Below are 20564 nucleotides of genomic sequence, written 5' to 3' on the forward strand. Positions count from 1 at the left end.
GGCCCGTTGTCCCGGCTGCGATTCATCCATTTTACGACAACTTGTGTGGGAAACGGCAATCGCAGAGACCACAGGGGAAGAACGCTTACCTCATGAATCACGCCACCTCATGACCTGCAGATCGGCTCCGGAGGTAGTGCACCGCCAAAGAGAGGAGCATTGCGGCCATTCGGTTTTTGAGGGCTTCGACGTACAGTTCTCTTCAATTTTTTGCAGCCGGATGTTGAACGTCCATCAGCGCCCGAACGCGGGGTAGATCTGACTGGACCAGGTCAACGCTGTAGTCAGGGCCCGAAGAAGGCGAGAAACGACGAGTTCAGGGAACTGGGGGGGAATGCCGTCGCCTCGACCGAGAGTGACCCGGGGTGATGATGAACGCCCTTCGGTTGACTCTTTTTTTCCTGGAGGAAGGGGGGGGCCGCCCCTCTTTGACAAGGCTACTGTGGCCAAAGCGGGGCGGCAGACCGCCGACTCTCATAATGCTCCTGGATTAGAAGCAGAATGATGAGTCATATCACTTGAATGCTGGAGACCTATCCGAAGGATCTCGGTGGCACTGACCGCCAAAAACTTGCCGAGTGCATCGCTGCGTGTTTTGAATGCGCGCAGACCTGCACCGCCTGCGCCGATGCCTGCTTGAGCGAAGACATGGTCGCTAAGCTGACCAAGTGCATCCGTACCAACCTGGACTGTGCGGACATCTGCGCCACCACCGGGAACATTCCTTCCCGGCACACCGGGCATGACGCCAATATCACCAAGGCCGTATTGGCAGCCTGCGCGGCAGCATGCAAAGGATGCGCCGATGAATGTGAACGGCACGCCGGCATGCACGAACACTGCTGCTTCGGCGCTGAAGCTTGCCGCCGTTGCGAAAACGCCTGCAATGAACTGCTTGAATCCCTCAGACGCGGAGCTTCCGAATACAACCAAGAATAGAAGCCTTCCCAGAAGAGCGGTTCAGGAATCGAAGCGGTGATGTGGCCTTTACCAGGAAAATGTCGGAGACAACGAAGAACGCCGAAGGAGAGCATCAGAACGCGCATCAGGGCAACCGACCACACCGCCGCCACCGTCCGCGACGGACTCATCAAGACCATGGGCGGGCTGCCGGAACGCCTCAGAGGGTTCCCTGACCTGGGACCAGGGAGCCGAAATGGCGACGCGCAGGGCATTCTCCCTGGTCCCCGACATGGATGTCTACTTCTGGGATCCGGCCAGCTCCTGGCAGCGAGGCTCCAACGAGAACACCAACGGACTACTGCGCCAATACTTTCCCAAAGGAACCGACCTCTCGGTCCACAGCCCGGACGAGCTCGAACGAGTCAGCCGACTGCTCAACGCGCACCCGCGCAAAACGCTCGCCTGGGATACCCCAACCGAGCGTCTGCGTGGAGTACTCTTGGTAGTTTAGCCACCAGGTGTTGCAACGACTCCTAGAATCCGCCACACACCCGGGGCAGACACACTGTGCCTATAAGCCGAGAATTGCCCATGGGAGAGGAAGCGGGGTAAACGAACAAAGCCTCTGACTATTCCTTGCGGATTGGTCAGAGGCTTTGAAAACCTTACAACTAGCCCTTGAGGGTGTAGTAACCGTAGAGCGGGTTGCGAGTGACGTTATGGAGAATGGTGTCCGTTGTCGGATTCTGCGCACCGATCATCTTGCCGCCGCCCAGGTAGATACCGACGTGGCCGCCACCGTTCTGGAAGACCAGGTCGCCCGGCTTCGGGGAGCTGGTGCGAACAAACTGCCCGGAGGCGCGGATTGCCGCGGTGCCACGGGCAATGTTGATGCCGTGCTTCGCGTAAACGTACTTGACGAAGCCGGAGCAATCCCAGCCCGACGGCGTGTTTCCGCCCCAAACGTAGGGAACGCCCTCGTACTTGGCAGCGGTGGCAGCGATACCGGAGAGGTTGGCGGTGTTCATCGAGTCGCTCTTGGGCTTCGGAGTCGAGGCTTCCGGCGCGCTGTCGCGGTTCGATCGGGTGACCGGGGCGTAGGCGTCCGAGTCGTTGTTGGAGCGGGTCACCGGAGCGGTGTCGTTGGAGCGCGTTTCCGACGCGGTGCTGCGCGGGGCTACTTCCTTGGCCACGGCGACGACAACAGGGGCGGGAGCCGGCTTGGAGGTGAACGCTGCGCGTTCGATGCTCAGGTCCTTGGCCTTGGCAGCCGAGACCGAAACGGCCTTGACGGCTACGCGGTCCGCGGAGAGACCTTCCACGGGAACCGCGCTTGCCTCGCGGGAAACATCGCCCTGGGCCGGAACGCCCAAGGTGAGCACGAGGCCTGATGCGGCTGCAATGACTGCTGCCTGGCGTCCAACCGAACCAGCGTTCGAGGCAACTGCCTTCGAGATGGATTCGAGTGGGTTGGTCCGAACCGGGGTCGCGCGGTGGCGGCCCAATGCTTGACGTGTAGTCACGTAGTAATGCCTCTCCTGATGCCTGCGAGGTGAGCTGTCGGGTTCGAGTGGGAGTCACTCGGCAATCCGGCCGCCAGGCCGAACCACTTAACCCCAAGGCTTCCTGTGTGGAAACCGAATGTGGGTCCCCCGCCACTGCCAAACGAGTAATTGAACGGACACCGTGGGCTGGCAGTGCTCGGCACTTCCCGCGGCGGTGAACAGGGATGATCCCTGGTCACGTATCTAGAATATATGAAGCGAATCCAAAAGTCACGTTCTGATCACGGAACGGTGACAATTGCCGTTATAACCAGGCCTCGGGGTTTACCCACTTGCCGTTGACGATGACTTCCAGGTGCAGGTGGGGGCCGGTTGAGTTGCCCGTGCTGCCAGCCAGGGAGACGACTTCGCCGCGCTTAACCTTCTGGCCCACCGAAACCTTCAGCGCCGAATTGTGGTTGTAGCTGGTGTGCAGTCCGTTGCCGTGGTCGATCTCCACACGGAAGCCCGAGTGGCCGGCCCAGGCGGCCTGCACGACGGTGCCGGCGGCGCTTGCCTTGATCGGCGTACCCATGGGAACTGCGTAGTCCAGGCCGTTGTGGTTCATGTACCCCGGACCGGTCGGATTCTTGCGGAAACCAAAGCGCGAGGTCAACCGGATGCTGTCCACCGGCTGGGCCAGGACTCCTTCGGCGGCCAGCTTGGTGACGTCTCCGCCGGCTGCGGTCAAGACCGTTGCCAGCTTGTCTTCCTCGGTGAATTCGCTGGTCAGCGAGGCTCGCTCGATCTTGACCTCGTCGTCGGCCGGGGCCATGACGTCGACCACGACGGACTGGGCGACGCGCTCGGATCCCGCAGCTGCCGTTTCGGCTTCCTTTGCGGGAGAGGCTGCGGCGAACGCCAGACCGGAAACGGCGGCGACTGCCGCCAGCTTGTGCGTGAAGCCAAGGCGGGGGCGCTGGGCCCGGGGGGCGAACTTCAGGACATTGTCCAGTTCGTCGACCTCGGCCGGGGCGGCAACGGGTGCTGCCGGCGCAGCCAGGGCGACGGGAATTTCGGTGGCGGCAATTGCGTCCGCGTCCGGGGATACGCCATAGCGCAGGCCCGCTACGAAGCGGCGGCCGGTGTACTGCGTGTTGTCAGGGGTCTCGACGGAATCAGGGACCGCGCTCAGGGCGCGTCGACCGGAACGTCGGGAAGTGTTTTCACCACTCAGGGCGGTGTCCACGATCTGCTCTAGTGAACCTTCAGCAGGCGAAGCATCAACGGGTCCGGAAGCACGGCGGCGCCCGGGAGTGTGCTGCTGAGTCAAATGTCAACCTCTCATGTATCGCCTGCGAAGTTAGCTGTCGGATTCGAGTCATGAGATCAACTCGGCAGAGCCTACATAGTGGACTCAGCTTCACCCCAAGATCCATGGTCCAAGACCAGGAACGGCTGAATGGGTCCTCCGCCCCTACCGGGAATTCTTGCTCCGCGATCCGCCGGTAGGGTTATGCGAACCGGATCGGGACTAGATTGCCTAGGTGCAACCCAACGTGAAACACTACCGGGATTAATGTCAAAGTTACAATTCCGTTATCAATCCATGCGGCGGACAAACACGTGGGCGCTGACTTCCGTCGGAAGCTCCAGCGCGCCCTCGATCCCCTGCACCCGAACGACGACGTAATCGCCGGCCCGTTCGAGGGTGACTAGGGCGCCTGGGCGGATGCCGCCCTCATCGAGCTGCACCAGCAGCTCGGGTTCAACCTGGATGGTTTCGGCCAGTCGCTCGACGCGGACCGGGCCCGTATTCCCGTCGACCAGGGCCGAATCGAGACTTTGGACACGTATCGAGATTTCACCCAGTTCCGGTCCTCCCAGGGTCTCGAGCCCGGGGATCGGATTTCCATAGGGGGAGGACTCGGGCGAACCGAGCAACTTGAACAGGCGCTGCTCCACGCGCTCGCTCATCACGTGCTCCCAACGGCAGGCCTCTTCGTGGACGTACTCCCACTCCAGGCCAATGACGTCGGCGAGCAGGCGTTCGGCCAGACGGTGCTTGCGCATCACGCCCGTTGCAACTTCTGCGCCATGGGAGGTCAGTTCGAGGTGGCGGTCGGTGGTCACCACGACCAGTCCGTCGCGCTCCATGCGGGCCACCGTCTGTGAAACCGTGGGCCCGGAGTGCCCCAGTCGCTCGGCAATGCGCGCGCGCAGGGCAATGATGCCCTCTTCCTGGAGTTCCAGGATGGTGCGCAGGTACATTTCGGTGGTATCGATCAAATCTGACACGTTTGCAGCTCCCGCAGGGGTTGATTGTTACAAGAGATCACTACGCGATCCACTCTACCCGCGTTCACATTGGCGACTCGCTATTACACAATGGGCCGCCCAGTGCGCGATTATTGAACCACTGGGCACCCTCAATGCGCATCGGATTGCCGCATCGGAAGTGCCCACAGCGGATAACCCCCCTTATGAGGAGCAACATGAGCACCGGCGTGACCATCCCCCAAGACCTTTTGCCCGTGGACGGACGATTCGGCGCAGGACCTTCCAAGGTCCGCCCCGAACAGATCCAGGCCCTCATCGATGCCGGCACGCAACTCCTGGGGACCTCTCACCGCCAGGCCCCGGTGAAGAACCTGGTCCGCGACATCCAGGAAGGCCTCAAGACGTTCTTCAACGCCCCGGCCGACTACGAAGTGGTCCTGGGCGTGGGCGGATCCACCGCGTTCTGGGACATTGCCGCATTCGGCCTGGTCCGCCACAAGGCCCAGCACCTCTCCTTCGGCGAGTTCGGCTCGAAGTTCGCCGCCGCCACCAACAAGGCGCCGTTCCTTGAGCCGTCCTCCATCATCGTCTCCGAACCCGGCACCCGGCCTGTTCCCGTGGCCGAGGCAGGCGTGGATGTATACGCTTGGCCCCAAAACGAGACCTCCACGGGCGTCGCTGCACCGGTTCACCGCGTTGAAGGTGCCGACGAGGGATCGCTTGTCCTCATCGACGCGACCTCCGCAGCCGGCGGACTGGACGTCGATGTCTCGCAGGCAGATGTGTACTACTTCGCCCCGCAGAAGAACTTCGCCTCCGATGGCGGCTTGTGGATTGCGCTCTGCTCTCCCGCGGCCATCGCCCGCGCCGAGGAAATTGCCGCCTCCGGCCGCTGGATCCCGGACTTCCTGAGCCTGAAGACGGCGATCGACAACTCGCGCCTGAACCAGACGTACAACACCCCGGCCCTGTCCACCCTGGTCACTCTCAACGCCCAGGTGCAGTGGCTCAACGCCAACGGCGGCCTGGCGTTCGCCGCAGCCCGCACCGCGGATTCGGCCTCCCGCATCTACGACTGGGCCGAGGCTTCCGAAGTGGCGACCCCGTACGTCACCGCCCCCGGGGAACGCTCCAACGTCATTGCCACGATCGACTTCGACGATTCGATCGATGCCGCTGCGGTGGCCAAGACCCTGCGCGCCAACGGCGTGGTCGATGTCGAGCCGTACCGCAAGCTCGGCCGCAACCAGCTGCGCGTGGCGACCTTCGTCGCCATTGAGCCCGAGGACGTTTCGTCCCTGCTCAAGTGCATCGAATACGTGCTGAAGAACAGCTAGCTTCTTCCGTCTACGAATCGGGCGGCGCCCATCCACGGTTGATCCCGCGGGGTGGGCGCCGCCCGATCTATTTGAGCCGATGCCTACCGCCCGACGGCAAGGGAGCGGGTAGCGATCCGACGATCGCTACCCGCTCCCTTGTTCATTTCAGGGGACAAGTCCCCTGGTTGTCTATTCAGCTATTTGGCGTCTTCGTCCCAGACGTCTTCATCGGAGACGACCTCGTCCGTCGCGGCCGCGGATTCGGTCTCGGTTTCCGCGGATTCTTCCTCCGTGCCTGAGGGGGCGGAATTGTCCGAGCCCTCCGGAGCCGAGGCTTCGGCGATGCCGTCCGCAACCGCGGCGGCGTCTTCGGCGGCCTGGCGCTCGGCGTCCATTTCCTCCGGTCGAACTCGCTCGGCCCACGGCACCCAGGCCGGGGCCAGCAGTGCGTCGTCGCCGGGCAGAATCCCGACCTCGCACACCGTGAGGTCCTTGGCCTGGGCACGCGGGATGCGGGTCAGCGTGGCAAACCAGCTCCAGCCCTCGTAGCCGGGGAGCAACACGTCGAATCGGTGGGTCACCAGGCGTTCGCCGTCGTTCACGGCTTCCTGGTATTCACCGATCATTGCCTCGTCGGTGATTTCCAGCAGCGCCTTGCGCGCCTGGTCCACGGCCTTGGCCAGTGTCGTATCGAGCATTACTTTGCGGGACATGGGTTCAGGCATCCAAATCGTCGGCTACGGCGCGCAGCACTGCTGCAACCTTGGCGCCTTGGGCTTTTTCGGGGTAACGGCCCCTGCGCAGTCCGTTGGAGACCGAGTCCAGCACCTTGATGAGGTCTTCGATCAGCACCGCGGTGTCCTCGGCAGGCTTGCGCTTGGCGCGGGCCACCGAGGGTGCGTCGTCGATGATGCGAACGCTCAGGGCCTGGGCACCCTTGCGGCCTTCGGCGACACCGAATTCCATGCGGGTACCCGGTCGCAGCTCGGTCGTGCCCACGGGCAAAGCCGAGGCATTCAAGTACACTTCCTGGCCTTCGTCGGTCACCAGGAACCCGAACCCCTTGGAGGGCTCGTACCACTTCACTTTGCCGGTTGGCACGTCTAACTACCTCGTTCTTGCGTCTCAATGGGGCAACGACGGCGGGCCATTCAGGTTCCGCGTTCCCATTTCTGGCGATGTCCCGGCGCGAAACCACGCAGCCCGTCCCCCCATGGGGGCTTGCGGGCGGGCTCATGCGTCCGGGGAAGTCTATATCTTCTAGGGTACGACATCAGCGGCTTGCCCCCTTCCCACCCACGGGCCAGGGCCTCCATGATGGCCGTTTCGCCGGTGCACGGTAGTTTTAAGGGGTGAACACCTCCGCCGCCGCCCCCACATCCCTACGCATCCTGACCTTTCTTGCCGGTGGCGTTGCCATCGCCTCACTCGCCGCGCTGGCCGTGATCCTCATCCAATACGCGATGCAGCTTTCCCCTGCCCCGGCGCTGCTGGCCGTGGCGCTCTATGGATTGCCGTTGGCGTTCATCCTGCTCATCGTGATCCTGGTGCTGAACTTCCGCGAGCGCCGTCGCTCCCACTAGCCCACGTCGCCCGATACCCGCCCAAGTCCCCTGCCGGCTCCGGGCATCTTGGGGGTGATCATGGGGCGCGGCACCCTTGCCCGCACACCAAACACACAGCGTTCTTACAGATAGCGGTTGCAGACTGGTACCCATGAATGCCAAAACCCCCGAAGCGAAGCTCCTGGTCGTCGACGACGAACCGAACATCCGCGAATTGCTCTCCACCTCCCTGCGTTTCGCGGGCTTCGAGGTGGTTGCCGCGGCGAACGGCCGCGAGGCCCTGGCAGCCGTGGAGGCCGACACCCCCGATCTGGCGGTGCTCGACGTGATGCTCCCGGACATGGACGGATTCACCATCACCCGCAGGCTGCGAGCCGCGGGCAAGCACTTCCCGGTCCTCTTCCTCACCGCACGCGACGACACCGAGGACAAGGTCACCGGGTTGACCGTCGGCGGGGACGACTACGTCACCAAGCCCTTCAGCCTCGACGAGGTGGTCGCCCGCATCCGTGCCGTGCTCCGGCGTACCCAGCCGGCCGAGGAAGACAGCGCGATCATCCGGGTGGATGACCTCGAGCTGGATGACGACGCGCACGAGGTCCGCCGCTCCGGCGAGGTCATCGAGCTTTCGCCCACCGAATTCAAGTTGTTGCGCTACCTGATGATGAATCCCAACCGGGTGCTGTCCAAGGCACAGATCCTTGACCACGTATGGGAATACGACTTCAACGGGGACGCTTCCATCGTGGAGTCCTACATTTCCTATCTGCGCCGCAAGATCGATTCCCGCGCCGAGTGGCCCTCGCTGATCCAGACCAAGCGCGGCGTCGGGTACCTCATGCGCACCGCCGACCGCCGCTAAGACGAAAGGCCGGTTCCCACACGTGGAAAGTGCCCGCAGATTCTGGCGACAGGTGTCGTTGCGGACCAAGCTCGTGGCGCTCATGAGCTCCCTGATGATCCTGGGGATCGTGGTCACGGCCGTCGGCTCTGCCCAGTCGCTGCGGCTGATGCTCACCGCACAGCTGGACACTGACCTGAGGTCCAACAGCGCGACGATCACTGCCACCATGCTCAATGACTATGCGGGCATTGCCAATATCAACCCCAAGTCCAACGGGCTCGCCCGTTTCTACGGGGATCTGCGCAACGAATCGGCCGAAATCCTCTACACCATGCCGCGCCGTGCCGCGCCGGACAACAAGCCGCTGGATGCCCCGGCTGTCGATGCGCAGGTCATCGAGCGCTTGCGGGAGGACCCCGCAGCCTCGCTCTCGGTGCCCGGCAGCACCCTGGGTTCCGCCGGGTGGCGGGTGCGCATCGTGGACCTACCGCGCACCGACTACGACCTCATCTATGCCCTGCCGATGACCTCGGTGCAGGACACCGTCACCAAGGCAACGATGCTGGTGATGTCCACCGGAATGCTGGCCACGCTGCTGATGTCGATGATCGCCTACGGGATCACCACCCGGGCCCTGCTGCCGTTGCTGCGCGTTGAACGCACGGCGGCGGCCATTGCCGCCGGGGACCTGTCCCGCCGCGTGGAGGACTACCCTCCGGAGACCGAGGTCGGGCGGCTCTCGCGCTCGCTCAACGCCATGCTGGCGCACATCGAACACGCCTTCCGCGGGCGTGCCGCTTCCGAACGCAAGATGCGAAGATTCGTCCAGGACGCCTCCCACGAACTGCGCACCCCGTTGGTGACCATCCAGGGGTACTCCGAGTTCTACCGGCAGGGCGGGCTCAACGACCCGGAAATGCTGCGCACCGCCATGGGGCGCATCGAGGCCGAGTCCAAGCGCATGGCCCAGCTCGTCGAGGACCTGCTGACCCTGGCGCGGCTCGACGAGCAGCGCCCGCTGGACCGCAAGCCCATCGATTTGCTCCTGCTGGCCGGTGACGCCGCCGAGGACACCCGGGTCAATGCCGTGAACCGCAAGGTGCGCCTGATCGGCCTGGATGGCGGGGCCCCGCAACCTGCACCCACTTCCGGGGACGAGGCCCGGCTGCGGCAGGTGGTGGCGAACCTGATGACCAACGCGCTGCGCTACACCCCCGAGGGCAGCGACATCGAGATCGCCGTGGGCGTCAAGCCGGTCATCGACGGAAGGTCCGATGCGGTGCTGGAAATCCGCGACCACGGCCCGGGGATTTCCGAGGAGGACGCGGGACGGGTGTTTGAGCGGTTCTACCGCGCCGATTCCTCGCGCCAGCGCGAGACCGGCGGCACCGGGCTGGGGTTGGCCATTGTCGCGGCGATTGCCGCGCAGCATGACGGCTCCATTCGACTCAGCGAGACCCCCGGCGGCGGGGCCACCATGTCGATCCACCTGCCCTACGTCAAGCCCGAGGACGACCCGGCCGAGGATGAGGACGACTGACCCATCGGCCGCGGAGTTGTCCACACCCCGTCGCGACCACGGGGTCGCGGCGGGACAGGGGCCCTAGCCTGAACTCGGAGGCGTGCATCCATCCATGGCGCGCCTCCCGCCGGGCCGCTTGCGCCATTGCCATTGCGTCCCAAGGCCCGGTGCCAAACAGCCATTGCACGGGAGTGAAGCCAATCATGAGCACCTTTGCCGCCAACACCAACGAAATGCAGGCCCGGTCCATGAACCTGCATGCCACCATCGAGCGCGTGCGGGCGGAGGTGAACTCGCTGACCTCCTCGCTGCAGGACCTCCAGGGCACCTGGCAGGGAGCGGCCTCGACCAACTTCCAGTCCGTGGTGGCCGACTGGCGCAACACCCAGGCACGCGTCGAGGAATCCCTCTCCTCCATCGGCACCGCGCTGAACCGGGCCTCTGTGCAATACGACGAGGCGGAAGCCGCCAACGCCTCCCTGTTCACGTACTGACCTTTCCAAGGCCACTTGCCGGGACGGGGTGTGCAGGCGTATTAGTCTGGGGACGTGTCCATCCTAATTGATCCCCCGTTCTGGCCGGCCCACGGAACGCTCTTTTCGCATTTGGTCTCCGATGCGTCGCTGGACGAATTGCACGAATTTGCCAGGGAACAGGGCCTGCCCGAGCGCGCCTTCGACCGCGACCACTATGACGTGCCGCAAAAGCGCTACGACGACCTGGTCGCGGCCGGGGCCGTCCCGCTCCCGGCCACCGAGCTGGTGCGGCGGCTCATAGCCTCGGGGTTGCGCGTGCGGGCCAAGGAACGGCCCGAGCGCCTCGACGCGGTGCTGCTCGCGCGCTGGGACAACTTGGGCCTCAATGACCCGGGCTTGGGCCGCGAACTGCTGGGGTGCTGGAGCCAAGAGCAGCGCGTCTACCACGACAGGGCACACCTGCTGGCGGTCCTGACGGCCCTGGACGCCCTGACGGGCGGGGCCGCCTCCGCGCAGTCACACCTGTCGGTGTATCTGGCGGCTTGGTTCCACGACGCGGTGTACCGCGGCACGGCAACCGATGAAGATGAATCTGCCGCGCTGGCCGCGGCACGCTTACCGGACCAAGGCATCGGCTCATCCGTGGTGGACGAGGTCGTGCGCCTGGTCCTGCTGACCAAGACGCACAAGCCCGCACCCGGCGATGTCGCCGGGGCCCTGCTCTGCGACGCGGACCTGGAGGTCCTGGCCCGTCCGGCGGCCGCCTACCGGCGATACACCGTGGCCGTGCGCCGCGAGTACGCCCACGTGCCTGACGCCGATTTTGCCCGCGGGCGTTCAGCGATCCTGCGCGCATTGCTGGCCGGCGGCTCGCTCTACTCCAGTGACAGGGGCCGGGCGTTGTGGGAAGAAGCCGCTCGGGCCAACCTCGTGGCTGAGCTTAAGGACCTGGAAGCCCTCGCCCCATAGGCTTCGGCTGCCTGGCCCTAAAGCGCAAGGGCTGACACCCAGAGCGCTTCGTGTTTCCTCACGAATCTGGCGGCATCGGCCCAATGCCGGCCATGCCCGTTGGCGAACATCCGGCCCCACGGCTGGACGTCCTTGAGATGGGCGTCGCGAAGAAAGCCGTACATGGCTTCGGTGCGTTCGCCCATGGCCGCCGGCAGCTTGGCGCGCAGATCGGCATCGGCCCTGTAGCCGTTTACGACCAACGTCCGCAACCGCGCCGCGGCCTGGTCCGGATCCTCACCGGAGACAAGAAGGGCAAGCGACTGGGCAGCATAGGCCAGATCCCAGAGACGCGTGCTTGGCCCCGCACCGTCCCAGTCGATGAAGGCCGGGCGGTCCCGGCCAACCAGGTTCCAGGGTGCCAGGTCGTTGTGGCAGATCAGGTCCTCACTGGGTGCCTGGATCAGGGTGGACCAGCAGTCGTCAGTGGATCGCTTGAAGCTTGCGGAGGCGTCATGGATCCGGCGTACCAGGTCCCCTGCTTCTTCCAGGGGTTTCTGCGCCAGGGGCCGGTCGTGGGGCGCTGGGGCACCGGAAACAAATTCCGTAATTTGCCGGCCTTGCCTATCCCGGCCCAATGGCCGTGGGACCTCGGACAGCCCATGCTCACGGAGGTGGGCCATGAACCTGTGAACCGATGGCGTGCTTTCTAGCCAGGGCTTGCGCACTGTGGAACCGACGCGCACCACCTCACCGGCGGCGTTCCCGCCGACCAGCGGCACTTCGATGTGGGTCACGGCTCCATGCTAGCCCGCCGCAAGCAATCCCCCCATGCCTGAAGGCGTAACCGGCGCGCATGGCGGTCCGGGCGTCAGGAGCCCGTTAACGCCGCGAGCCGCCTTCCATGCGGTGTCCCATCCTCCCCGAGGGGGAACGGGACACCGTGGGAAAGCGGCTCACGGTTTAGTGCCAGGTACTGCTAACGCGCGGGGCGTGGTGAAACAGGAGGGATTAGAATCCGCCCATGCCGCCCATGCCACCCATGTCGTCGCCGCCCGGTGCTGCTGCGCCGGCCGGAACCGGCTTGTCAGCGACAACCGCTTCGGTGGTCAGGAAAAGGCCGGCAATGGAAGCGGCGTTCTGCAGGGCAGAGCGCGTAACCTTTACCGGGTCGTTCACGCCGGCGGCGAGGAGGTCCTCGTAGACGCCGGTGGCTGCGTTCAGGCCGTGACCGGCAGGCAGGCCCTTGACCTTGTCGGCGACAACGCCCGGCTCCATGCCGGCGTTGAAGGCGATCTGCTTCAGCGGAGCCTCGATGGCAACGCGGACGATGTTCGCACCGGTTGCTTCGTCGCCGGTCAATTCCAGCTTGGCGAATGCTGCAGCGCCAGCCTGGATGAGGGCCACGCCGCCACCGGCAACGATGCCTTCTTCAACGGCAGCCTTGGCGTTGCGCACTGCATCTTCGATGCGGTGCTTGCGTTCCTTGAGCTCGACCTCGGTAGCGGCACCGGCCTTGATGACTGCAACGCCGCCGGCCAGCTTGGCCAGACGTTCCTGCAGCTTCTCGCGGTCGTAGTCCGAATCGGAGTTCTCGATCTCGGCGCGAATCTGGTTCACGCGACCGGCGATCTCCTCGGCGTCGCCTGCACCCTCGACGATGGTGGTCTCGTCCTTGGTGACAACGACCTTGCGGGCGGAGCCCAGCAGGTCGATGGTGGCGTTTTCGAGCTTCAGGCCGATTTCCTCGGAGATGACCTGGCCACCGGTGAGGATGGCGATGTCGGCCAGCATGGCCTTGCGGCGGTCGCCGAAGCCCGGTGCCTTGACGGCGACGGACTTGAACAGGCCACGGATCTTGTTCACGATCAGGGTGGCAAGGGCTTCGCCCTCGATGTCCTCGGCGATGATCAGCAGCGGCTTGTTCGACTGCATGACCTTCTCAAGGATCGAAACCATGTCCTTGACGTTGGTGATCTTCGAGTTGACGATCAGGATGTACGGATCCTCAAGGACCGTTTCCTGACGCTCGTTGTCGGTGACGAAGTAGGCCGAGATGTAGCCCTTGTCGAAGCGCATGCCCTCGGTGAGCTCAAGCTCGAGACCGAAGGTGTTCGACTCCTCGACGGTGATGACACCTTCCTTGCCGACCTTGTCCAGTGCCTCGGCGATCAGGGCGCCGATTTCGTTGTCGCCGGCGGAGATCGATGCGGTGGCGGCGATCTCTTCCTTGGTTTCGATTTCCTTGGCGGAAGCCAAGAGCTCAACGGTGACGGCCTCGACGGCCTTCTCGATGCCGCGCTTCAGGGACAGCGGGTCGGCGCCGGCGGCAACGTTGCGCAGGCCTTCCTTGACCAGTGCCTGTGCCAGGACGGTTGCGGTGGTGGTGCCGTCGCCTGCGACGTCATCGGTCTTCTTGGCAACTTCCTTGACGAGTTCCGCACCGATCTTCTCGTACGGATCCTCGAGCTCGATCTCCTTGGCAATGGAGACACCGTCGTTGGTGATCGTGGGGGCGCCCCACTTCTTTTCCAGAACGACGTTGCGACCACGCGGGCCAAGGGTGACCTTGACGGCGTCGGCCAGGATGTTCAGGCCGCGCTCAAGGCCGCGGCGTGCTTCCTCGTCAAATGCAATGATTTTGGCCATAGCGGCTTATGTCCTTTCGGGACGTTCATGCGTATCTACGACCTGAGGCAACGCCCGCGACGGACGAAGAATCCACGATGTCATGGGACGATCGCAAAAACTTCTCGCTGCCCTGGTCAAGGACTCACTCAAACACCGCCCCAAGGCTGCATGTATCCGCTCGAAACTCCGATCGAATTAGCAGTCGGGACGTGCGAGTGCTAATACAAATCTTGGCACTCAACCACTCGGAGTGCAAGCTGTGGGTCTTTGCCGTAAGCGTATTGCGGCGCCAGTGCGGCTAGTTGTAGTTGCTTCCCAGCACGATGGCGATATTGCCCGGGATGTTTGCGCTCTGCATGACCGAGGTGATGCCCAAGGCGTCGGCCGCGGCCTCCGCGGTGGCCCGATGGGTCTCGGCGCGGTAGTAGACCGTGGAATAGTTGACTTTCTTGGTCCAGTTCGATGCCGCGACATTGCCGAACCCGGCATCCTGCAACTCCGTGCGCGCCTTGCCGGCAAGGCCGCCGACCTTTGCACCGTTGTAGACGCCCATTGCCATGGAGGTGTCAGCGTCTTCCGCCAGGCCGCTTTCGCTGGCCTCGGTGGAGGAGCTGGCTTCCGTGGATTCGCTAGCCTCGTCCGCCGATTCGCTCTCTGCGGGCGTTTCGCTGGCTTCGTCTGCCGATGTGGACTCTGAGGAGTCCGCGGCGTCCTGGGTGCCCGAGGAGCTGGCGGCAACCGGTGCCGGGTCGGTCGTGGCGCCCGTGAGCTTGGGCAGGACCATGAAGGAGAAAAGTCCCACCACCAGTGCAATCGCCCCAAAGACCATCAGCCAACGCAAGCCGGAACGAGCCCCGCCCACGGATGCGGCGGAAGCCCAGCCGTTTTCGCGGTGCGAGCCGCTACGGTTGCTGAACTCTGGGACGCGATCAAATTCATCGCGCGGATAGTTGGTCATGCCCGTCCTCGGTGATCTGGCTTGCAATGTGGGCACGCGCGGCTGCAGGAATACAAGCGCGGCCGGGCCCCGAAACGCCAGACGTGCGTTGCAATCATGCCTCGGGTCCGAGCCGTTTCGCCGACCGAGCGCGATGCCTCGTCGTTCGTAGTCTACGCAATCGCTTGACCAGCATGGGGTCATGGGCCAGCGCTGCGTCCGTGTCGATGAGTGTGTTCAACAATTGGTAGTAGTTGGTTGGCGAGATGGAAAACAGCTCGGAGATGGCTTGTTCCTTGGCCCCGGCATACTTCCACCACTGGCGTTCCAGCGCGAGAATCCGCTGGGAACGCTCGTCCAGCCCGCTGGATTCGTCGAGCTCAAACTCGAGCTCAAGTGCCTCGGATGACATTGCACTTCCCTCAACTATCCGGTTCCCGGTTTACGGTGAACTACCGGGCAATCTGCCCCAACCGTAACTATTCTAACGTGTTGCCCCCGCAAACCGTTTGCCCTCTCGGCTTGGCATCTGCCCACAATGTATGTCATGGACACCCATGAGACGCCGCTCTTCGAGCTCCCCGAGCCGCAACCCGACGCCACTGTTTTCCCCTTCGGCCAAGGACTCGCCGAGGCGGTGGACGGCGGATTCGTTGCCGCCGACTGGGCAGAGGCGCTTGCCCCGGTGGAGGGAAAGCTGGTGTCCCTCGCCAGGGAACTCGAAGCCAGGCGCGACTTCGGCGAGCGCATCCTGCCCGCACCGCCGAACATCCTGCGCGCCTTCAGCCGCCCGTTGGCCGAGGCCCGGGTGTTGGTCATGGGCCAGGACCCCTACCCCACGCCCGGCCATTCCATGGGGCTGAGCTTTTCCGCCCTGCCACAGGTGCGCCCGTTGCCACGCAGCCTGAAGAACATCTACCTCGAGTTGCACGAGGACACCGGCCTGCCGATCCCGGCACACGGCGACCTCTCCGCCTGGGCAGACCAGGGCGTGATGCTGTTGAACCGGGTGTTGACGGTGGGTGCGGGTGCCGCGGGTTCGCACCGACGGCTTGGCTGGGAGTCCGTCACCGATGCCGCCATGGCGGCGCTGGCGGCACGCGGGGGGCCGCTGGTGGCGATCCTGTGGGGCAAGGACGCCCAGGCGCTGGCGCCGGCGCTGGGCTCGATCCCCATCATTGCCTCGGCCCATCCCTCGCCCCTTTCGGCGCGGCACGGGTTTTTCGGCTCCAGGCCCTTCACCCGGGCAAACGCGCTTTTGGTGCAGGCTGGCGGCGCGCCCATCGACTGGGCACTGCCCCTGGTGGTCCCGCGCGGCTAGCGGCGGCGGATGTTTCGGCGCTCCGCCAGCACCTCGGCACCGATCAGCGGGCGGGCGATGGTGTCGCCGAAGACCACACCCCCGGCAATCGCCATCATGATGGTGAACGCGGTGAACATCTGCACGATGGCCGAGTTCATGTCGTCGACGTCAAAGACGATCCCGTACATGGAACGGAAGATCATCAACCCGGGCAGCAGGAACACGATGGCGGGGGCGGCCAGCACCAGCTGCGGAGCACCCATCTTGTAGGCCACCCAGCGCCCGGCCAGGCCAACGAAGGTCGCCGCGACGGCCGGCGCGGCCCGGTCTCCCACGCCCAGGGCCTGGATCCCCAGCAGGATCAGGTAGCCGAGCAGGGCGATGCCGCCGGTGGGCAGCAGGAGCTTGGGTTCCGATTGCTCGGTGATCGCGCCCATGATGACCGCCGCAACGACCAAGGCCGCCAGCAACCAGCCGGGATAGGAAATCGTGTCGATGACCCGCACGTCCAGCTCCGGGGCGCCCAGTAGCTCGCCGCCGACCAGTGCCGTCATGATCCCCGTCAGGATCGCGGCATAGGTCAGTGCGGCGGAGAAAAACCGTCCGGCGGCGGTGACGGGGAACCCGTTGATGGCATCCTGCAGGGCGGAGACAAACCGGGCCGAGGGCAACAACAGCAGGATGCCGCCGGCGACCACCAACGCCGCGTCCATGGGTGCATTCAGGGCGTGGAAGAGCACCGCGATGGCGGTGACGACAAAGCTTGCGGTGGCAATCGAGAAAAACTCGGGCACACGCCAGCGTGCCGCATACTTGATGATCTGTCCGACAGCCAACGAGGAGACGAAGGCCAGGATCGCCCCGGGCAGGGAGCCGCCGATGAAGATCACGAAGAAGGCAGCAAAGGCACCCGCGGCCGAGCCGATCATCCAGCGCGGGAAGGGCTTGGGCCGACGCGAGATCTCCCGCAGCCGGTCCACCGACTGCTGCCGGGTCACGCCTCCGGAGACGATGTCGGAAACCAGCCGATGCACCTCCGCCAATCCGGCAAAGTTGTTGGTCCAGGAGCGCACCACGCGCAGCATCGAAAACGACTCACCCTCCGGCGGGGAAAAGTTCAGGTGGATCGACTGGTTGGTGATGTCGACGTCCGTGTAGCTGAGCCCGAGGGCCGCGGTCACGGCAATGACGCTGGTTTCCACTTCCAAGGCGCCGGCACCGTAGCGGAACATGGTTTCAGCAAGGTCCAGGGCGAATTCCAGGGTCTTGCGCGCCGAGGCGTCCTGTGCGGCATTGACCTTCGGGTTGGCATAGGGGGTTCCCTTGAGCCGCTCGACGATGTTGAACGCCTGGGTGGGCGGGGTGTCGGAGGCCAGCAAACGCGAAATCATGCGCTTGGCTGCCGGGTTGGCGCGCGGCGGCAGTGCCGGGGCACCCGTGGAGGTGATGCCGACCTGGCCGGTCTTGGCGTTGATGGCGTCCTGGGCCAGTGTGGTGGGCCGCGGCCGCTTCGTGGGCTTGGCAGGCTTGGGCGCCTTAGGCGGCCTGGGGCCCCCGACCCGCTTGGCGGCCGGCCTTCCCGACGGCTTGCCCGCCTGTTTGGGGACGGGCTTCGTGGGCGTCGGCGCGACGGCCGGCGTGCCGGTTGCCGGTTTGCCGGTTGCCGGCGTGTCAAGGTGGGGGAACAGCGGGGAGTTCTTGGCGTGCGCGGCAGCGTCCTTCAGGGCCTGGGCAATATGGGTCATTTCCCCCGCTTCGACACGGCGAATGCTTGAGACCTGCGGGTTGGGATCCTCGCCCGGTGACGCCGGGGCGGTGGCGTCCGGCCCCTTACCTGAAGACACGCTTCCTCCTGTCGTTTGCGCTTGCTTCACCCACCATACCGCCGCCTTATGGCCCATTGATCCACTGGCCACGCAACTCACATTTGACTGATTGGACACAGTGCGACGCCGGACCCCGGGAATATCCGCAAGGATTCCGGAGTTGAGCCACAATGAATGCAAACGCATATAACTCACGGCAGGAGAAACACGGGAAATCATGAGTGAATCCACCACGAATACACAGCAATTCGAGATCGGCATCGAGACCTTCGGCGACATCACCGACGACGCCAATGGCCAACCGCTCCACCCGGCCCAGGTCCTGCGCAACGTGGTCGCCGAGGCCAAGGCCGCCGAGGCCGCCGGACTCGACTTCTTTGGGGTGGGCGAACACCACCGCGACGACTACTCGGTCTCCGCCCCCGAGGTGGTCCTGGGCGCCATCGCCTCGGTGACCGAAAGGATCAAGCTGGGATCCGCCGTAACCGTGCTGAGCTCGGATGACCCGGTGCGCGTCTACGAACGCTTTGCAACCGTCGATGGCCTGTCCAACGGACGTGCAGAGGTCATCCTGGGGCGCGGCTCCTTCATCGAGTCCTTCCCGCTCTTTGGTTACGAGCTTTCCGACTATGAGCTGCTCTTCGAGGAGAAGCTCGCGCTCTTCGCCAAGCTGCGCAAGGGCGAACCTGTCAGCTGGTCCGGCCAGACCCGCTCCGCGCTGCGGAACCAGTCGGTCTACCCGCCGATTGAAAACGGCACCCTGGACGCCTGGGTGGGCGTGGGCGGCAGCCCCGAATCGGTAGTCCGTGCGGCACGGCACGGCCTGCCGCTGTTCCTGGCCATCATTGGCGGACAGCCCATGGCCTTCGAGCCGCTGACCCGGCTCTACAAGCGATCGCTAGAGGAATTCGGACACCAGCCCCAGCGCATCGGTGCGCACTTCCACGGCCTGGTGGCCGACAGCGACCAAGAGGCACTGGACCAGCTGTGGCCGCACTACAAGCTCACCATGGACCGGTTGGGCTCCGAGCGCGGCTGGCCGCCGGCGAGCCGCATGCGTTTCGAGGCCTCGGCGGGCCGCGACGGATCACTGCTGGCCGGCAGCCCGGAGACCGTGGCCCAGAAGATTGTCCGCTTTGCGAACGGGCTTGGCCTTTCGCGTGCCGACATCAAATACTCTGCCGGCTCGTTGCCGCACGAGACCATGATGCGAAGCATCGAATTGCTGGGGACCAAGGTCAAGCCCCTGGTCCTGGAGATGCTCGAGGCAAAGTAGGGGGCCGTGGCTTCCCGCGGAAGCGCGTTCCACGCTTAACAAAAAGAACCCCCGGTTTTCCGGGGGTTCTTTTCCATTGGTGGTTCTTAGCAGACTCGAACTGCTGACCTCTCGCGTGTGAAGCGAGCGCTCTAACCAACTGAGCTAAAGAACCGCGCTGTCTCTCCCAAAGGAGTACCTAGCAAGATTAGCCGAGCACCGCGGTGCACGCCAAATCGACATCAAATCCAACGGCGCTCCCCGACCTGCGACCCGCTCGCCCCACCGGCTGCAAGCCTTCGGTTTTCGCGCCACGCCCGGGCATCAAATACACAGGTGAAATGCTGGCGAACGAACCACTCAGCGAACCCGTCAAAACCACCGGAATCGCGGTGATTTTCGACGCTTGAAACCACGCCGTGCGGAGGATGCTTCGGGGCAACCGGCGCGTCGCCCCCAAGCCGTATTTACAACATGGCTTTCGGCAGGTAATAATTTCACTGTCGACTTCTTCGACGCCCAAACTGGGCCCTACAAGGAAGCTGCCGGGAACCGCCGGCAGCGGTCCCCTACCGGCCAAAGAACCGGCCCGGCGTAATTCCGGGAACCCCTTCTTTCGTTCGCTCTCTTTTTGCTTAGAGGACCGCTCCCAGTGCTTCCCAACATCGAGTATTCCCTGTCTTACTCCGCGCCCACCGGCATCGAACGCGATGCCCTCTCCGCGCTCGCCCTGAACCCTGACGCGCGCTGGCACGAACGCATGGACCATGCCCTGTTCGTGGTCACCGCGCTGCACGAGGGTATCCGGGTTGGCCTGGGAATCGTACACAATTCCGTCACCGCACCGACCCAGGCACCGCGCCCCATGGAGCTTGGTGGCATGTTCGTGCACCCCGCCTATCGCAGGCTGGGCATCCGCCAGCACATGGCCGAATCACGGCTGACCTACGCATTGTCCATGGGCGGCACCCCGATCACCGTGATCGACAACCGCAACCAGGCTTCATGGGGCTACTACGAGCGCTCGTCCCGATGGGCGCGCGAACGCGAATACACCGGCTACTTCACCGGACTGCCCATGACGATCTGGGTATCCACGGAGTCCTCCTGGCACCGCACCGGCATGGGCTTGACCCCGCTGGTCCCGGCCCAGCCGAACACCGTGCTGCCCCAAGGCCTGAACCGGGCAGAGCCGCTTGGTTTTGGCCCCGACCAGGGAAACGCCGTGCCTGCTTAAAGCATGGAGCCCGTTTTGCCCACCCCAAAGGCGT

General features: G+C 64.4%; 20 protein-coding genes, 1 tRNA gene, 1 pseudogene and 2 riboswitches. Of the genes and pseudogenes, 11 read left to right on the forward strand and 11 right to left on the reverse strand.

What is annotated here, in order from left to right; genetic code table 11:
• The first annotated feature begins 522 nt into the window (after nt 1-522).
• Together Q2T94_RS04010 and Q2T94_RS04015 are read left to right on the forward strand one after the other, a co-directional pair.
• The gene (locus Q2T94_RS04010; protein ID WP_302262971.1) at nt 523-939 is read left to right on the forward strand and encodes a four-helix bundle copper-binding protein; all 417 of its coding nucleotides are present in this window, start codon (nt 523-525) and stop codon (nt 937-939) included.
• Nucleotides 940-1059: 120 nt separating this feature from the next.
• Nucleotides 1060-1414 (forward strand): annotated as a pseudogene (locus Q2T94_RS04015) (IS30 family transposase); the annotation flags it as partial.
• Nucleotides 1415-1574: 160 nt separating this feature from the next.
• On the opposite strand, the gene Q2T94_RS04020 reads toward Q2T94_RS04015, so the two are convergent.
• From Q2T94_RS04020 to Q2T94_RS04030, 3 genes are all read right to left on the reverse strand, one after another.
• Nucleotides 1575-2426: an NlpC/P60 family protein gene (locus Q2T94_RS04020; RefSeq protein WP_302262972.1), complete on the reverse strand. Its 852-nt coding sequence runs from the start codon at nt 2424-2426 to the stop codon at nt 1575-1577.
• Between the two features lie 5 nt (nt 2427-2431).
• Nucleotides 2432-2585, reverse strand: a riboswitch (cyclic di-AMP (ydaO/yuaA leader).
• Between the two features lie 127 nt (nt 2586-2712).
• A complete protein-coding gene (locus Q2T94_RS04025; protein WP_302262973.1) occupies nt 2713-3636 on the reverse strand; it encodes a M23 family metallopeptidase in 924 nt (307 codons plus the stop codon).
• An 87-nt stretch (nt 3637-3723) separates the two neighbouring features.
• Nucleotides 3724-3897, reverse strand: a riboswitch (cyclic di-AMP (ydaO/yuaA leader).
• 92 nt (nt 3898-3989) lie between these two features.
• Nucleotides 3990-4685 carry an iron-dependent transcriptional repressor DtxR gene (locus Q2T94_RS04030; RefSeq protein ID WP_264268529.1) on the reverse strand — a complete coding sequence of 232 codons (696 nt, stop codon included), beginning with the start codon at nt 4683-4685 and terminating at the stop codon, nt 3990-3992.
• Between the two features lie 197 nt (nt 4686-4882).
• On the opposite strand from Q2T94_RS04030, the gene serC reads away from it, so the two are divergent.
• Nucleotides 4883-6004, forward strand: a complete 1122-nt coding sequence (gene serC / locus Q2T94_RS04035; RefSeq protein WP_302262974.1) for a phosphoserine transaminase — start codon at nt 4883-4885, stop codon at nt 6002-6004.
• 179 nt (nt 6005-6183) lie between these two features.
• On the opposite strand, the gene Q2T94_RS04040 is transcribed toward serC, so the two are convergent.
• A complete protein-coding gene (locus Q2T94_RS04040) occupies nt 6184-6699 on the reverse strand; it encodes a DUF3027 domain-containing protein (RefSeq protein WP_302262975.1) in 516 nt (171 codons plus the stop codon).
• A gap of 4 nt (nt 6700-6703) precedes the next feature.
• Complete coding sequence (locus Q2T94_RS04045; RefSeq protein WP_264268532.1) at nt 6704-7087, reverse strand: cold-shock protein; 384 nt, start codon at nt 7085-7087, stop codon at nt 6704-6706.
• 251 nt (nt 7088-7338) lie between these two features.
• Between Q2T94_RS04045 and Q2T94_RS04050 the strand changes: the two genes are divergently transcribed.
• The 5 genes from Q2T94_RS04050 to Q2T94_RS04070 all read left to right on the forward strand — a co-directional run bounded on the left by Q2T94_RS04050 (nt 7339) and on the right by Q2T94_RS04070 (nt 11362).
• Complete coding sequence (locus Q2T94_RS04050) at nt 7339-7569, forward strand: hypothetical protein (RefSeq protein ID WP_302262976.1); 231 nt, start codon at nt 7339-7341, stop codon at nt 7567-7569.
• 133 nt (nt 7570-7702) lie between these two features.
• Nucleotides 7703-8413 carry a response regulator transcription factor gene (locus Q2T94_RS04055; protein ID WP_217388348.1) on the forward strand — a complete coding sequence of 237 codons (711 nt, stop codon included), beginning with the start codon at nt 7703-7705 and terminating at the stop codon, nt 8411-8413.
• A gap of 52 nt (nt 8414-8465) precedes the next feature.
• Nucleotides 8466-9935: a sensor histidine kinase gene (locus Q2T94_RS04060; protein ID WP_310289501.1), complete on the forward strand. Its 1470-nt coding sequence runs from the start codon at nt 8466-8468 to the stop codon at nt 9933-9935.
• 185 nt (nt 9936-10120) lie between these two features.
• The gene (locus tag Q2T94_RS04065; RefSeq protein ID WP_264268534.1) at nt 10121-10411 is read left to right on the forward strand and encodes a WXG100 family type VII secretion target; all 291 of its coding nucleotides are present in this window, start codon (nt 10121-10123) and stop codon (nt 10409-10411) included.
• Nucleotides 10412-10465: 54 nt separating this feature from the next.
• Nucleotides 10466-11362 (forward strand): DUF4031 domain-containing protein, encoded by an 897-nt coding sequence (locus tag Q2T94_RS04070; protein ID WP_264268535.1) that lies wholly within the window; start codon nt 10466-10468, stop codon nt 11360-11362.
• Nucleotides 11363-11379: 17 nt separating this feature from the next.
• Here Q2T94_RS04070 and Q2T94_RS04075 read toward each other — a convergent pair whose 3' ends face one another.
• From Q2T94_RS04075 to Q2T94_RS04090, 4 genes are all read right to left on the reverse strand, one after another.
• Nucleotides 11380-12138 carry a phosphotransferase gene (locus Q2T94_RS04075; protein WP_302262977.1) on the reverse strand — a complete coding sequence of 253 codons (759 nt, stop codon included), beginning with the start codon at nt 12136-12138 and terminating at the stop codon, nt 11380-11382.
• 214 nt (nt 12139-12352) lie between these two features.
• Nucleotides 12353-13990 carry a chaperonin GroEL gene (gene groL, locus Q2T94_RS04080; RefSeq protein WP_264268537.1) on the reverse strand — a complete coding sequence of 546 codons (1638 nt, stop codon included), beginning with the start codon at nt 13988-13990 and terminating at the stop codon, nt 12353-12355.
• 280 nt (nt 13991-14270) lie between these two features.
• Complete coding sequence (locus Q2T94_RS04085) at nt 14271-14930, reverse strand: LytR C-terminal domain-containing protein (protein WP_302262978.1); 660 nt, start codon at nt 14928-14930, stop codon at nt 14271-14273.
• A 94-nt stretch (nt 14931-15024) separates the two neighbouring features.
• Nucleotides 15025-15321: a DUF3263 domain-containing protein gene (locus tag Q2T94_RS04090; protein ID WP_264268539.1), complete on the reverse strand. Its 297-nt coding sequence runs from the start codon at nt 15319-15321 to the stop codon at nt 15025-15027.
• Between the two features lie 135 nt (nt 15322-15456).
• On the opposite strand from Q2T94_RS04090, the gene Q2T94_RS04095 reads away from it, so the two are divergent.
• Nucleotides 15457-16230 (forward strand): uracil-DNA glycosylase, encoded by a 774-nt coding sequence (locus Q2T94_RS04095; RefSeq protein ID WP_302262979.1) that lies wholly within the window; start codon nt 15457-15459, stop codon nt 16228-16230.
• Here the strand turns inward: Q2T94_RS04095 and Q2T94_RS04100 are convergent.
• A complete protein-coding gene (locus tag Q2T94_RS04100; RefSeq protein ID WP_302262980.1) occupies nt 16227-18056 on the reverse strand; it encodes a threonine/serine exporter family protein in 1830 nt (609 codons plus the stop codon). The two genes, Q2T94_RS04095 and Q2T94_RS04100, sit on opposite strands and share 4 nt — an antisense overlap.
• Nucleotides 18057-18255: 199 nt before the next feature.
• Here Q2T94_RS04100 and Q2T94_RS04105 point away from each other — a divergent pair, with 199 nt between their 5' ends.
• Nucleotides 18256-19314 (forward strand): LLM class flavin-dependent oxidoreductase, encoded by a 1059-nt coding sequence (locus tag Q2T94_RS04105; RefSeq protein WP_302262981.1) that lies wholly within the window; start codon nt 18256-18258, stop codon nt 19312-19314.
• A 77-nt stretch (nt 19315-19391) separates the two neighbouring features.
• Here the strand turns inward: Q2T94_RS04105 and Q2T94_RS04110 are convergent.
• Nucleotides 19392-19468 (reverse strand) — tRNA-Val (locus tag Q2T94_RS04110).
• Nucleotides 19469-19945: 477 nt separating this feature from the next.
• Here Q2T94_RS04110 and Q2T94_RS04115 point away from each other — a divergent pair.
• On the forward strand, nt 19946-20530 hold the full coding sequence (locus tag Q2T94_RS04115) for a GNAT family N-acetyltransferase (protein ID WP_302262982.1): 585 nt from the start codon (nt 19946-19948) through the stop codon (nt 20528-20530).
• Nucleotides 20531-20564 lie beyond the last annotated feature (34 nt).

The organism is Paeniglutamicibacter sulfureus (assembly GCF_030512175.1).
Classification (GTDB): Bacteria; Actinomycetota; Actinomycetes; order Actinomycetales; family Micrococcaceae; genus Paeniglutamicibacter; species Paeniglutamicibacter sulfureus.

Excerpts from the sequence above, each read along its gene's own strand:
- Q2T94_RS04010 (WP_302262971.1), top strand. The coding sequence starts at position 523 with ATGCTGGAGACCTATCCGAAGGATCTCGGTGGCACTGACCGCCAAAAA.
- serC (WP_302262974.1), top strand. The coding sequence starts at position 4,883 with ATGAGCACCGGCGTGACCATCCCCCAAGACCTTTTGCCCGTGGACGGA.
- Q2T94_RS04040 (WP_302262975.1), bottom strand. The coding sequence starts at position 6,699 with ATGTCCCGCAAAGTAATGCTCGATACGACACTGGCCAAGGCCGTGGAC.
- Q2T94_RS04055 (WP_217388348.1), top strand. The coding sequence starts at position 7,703 with ATGAATGCCAAAACCCCCGAAGCGAAGCTCCTGGTCGTCGACGACGAA.
- Q2T94_RS04065 (WP_264268534.1), top strand. The coding sequence starts at position 10,121 with ATGAGCACCTTTGCCGCCAACACCAACGAAATGCAGGCCCGGTCCATG.
- groL (WP_264268537.1), bottom strand. The coding sequence starts at position 13,990 with ATGGCCAAAATCATTGCATTTGACGAGGAAGCACGCCGCGGCCTTGAG.
- Q2T94_RS04085 (WP_302262978.1), bottom strand. The coding sequence starts at position 14,930 with ATGACCAACTATCCGCGCGATGAATTTGATCGCGTCCCAGAGTTCAGC.
- Q2T94_RS04090 (WP_264268539.1), bottom strand. The coding sequence starts at position 15,321 with ATGTCATCCGAGGCACTTGAGCTCGAGTTTGAGCTCGACGAATCCAGC.
- Q2T94_RS04095 (WP_302262979.1), top strand. The coding sequence starts at position 15,457 with ATGGACACCCATGAGACGCCGCTCTTCGAGCTCCCCGAGCCGCAACCC.
- Q2T94_RS04105 (WP_302262981.1), top strand. The coding sequence starts at position 18,256 with ATGAGTGAATCCACCACGAATACACAGCAATTCGAGATCGGCATCGAG.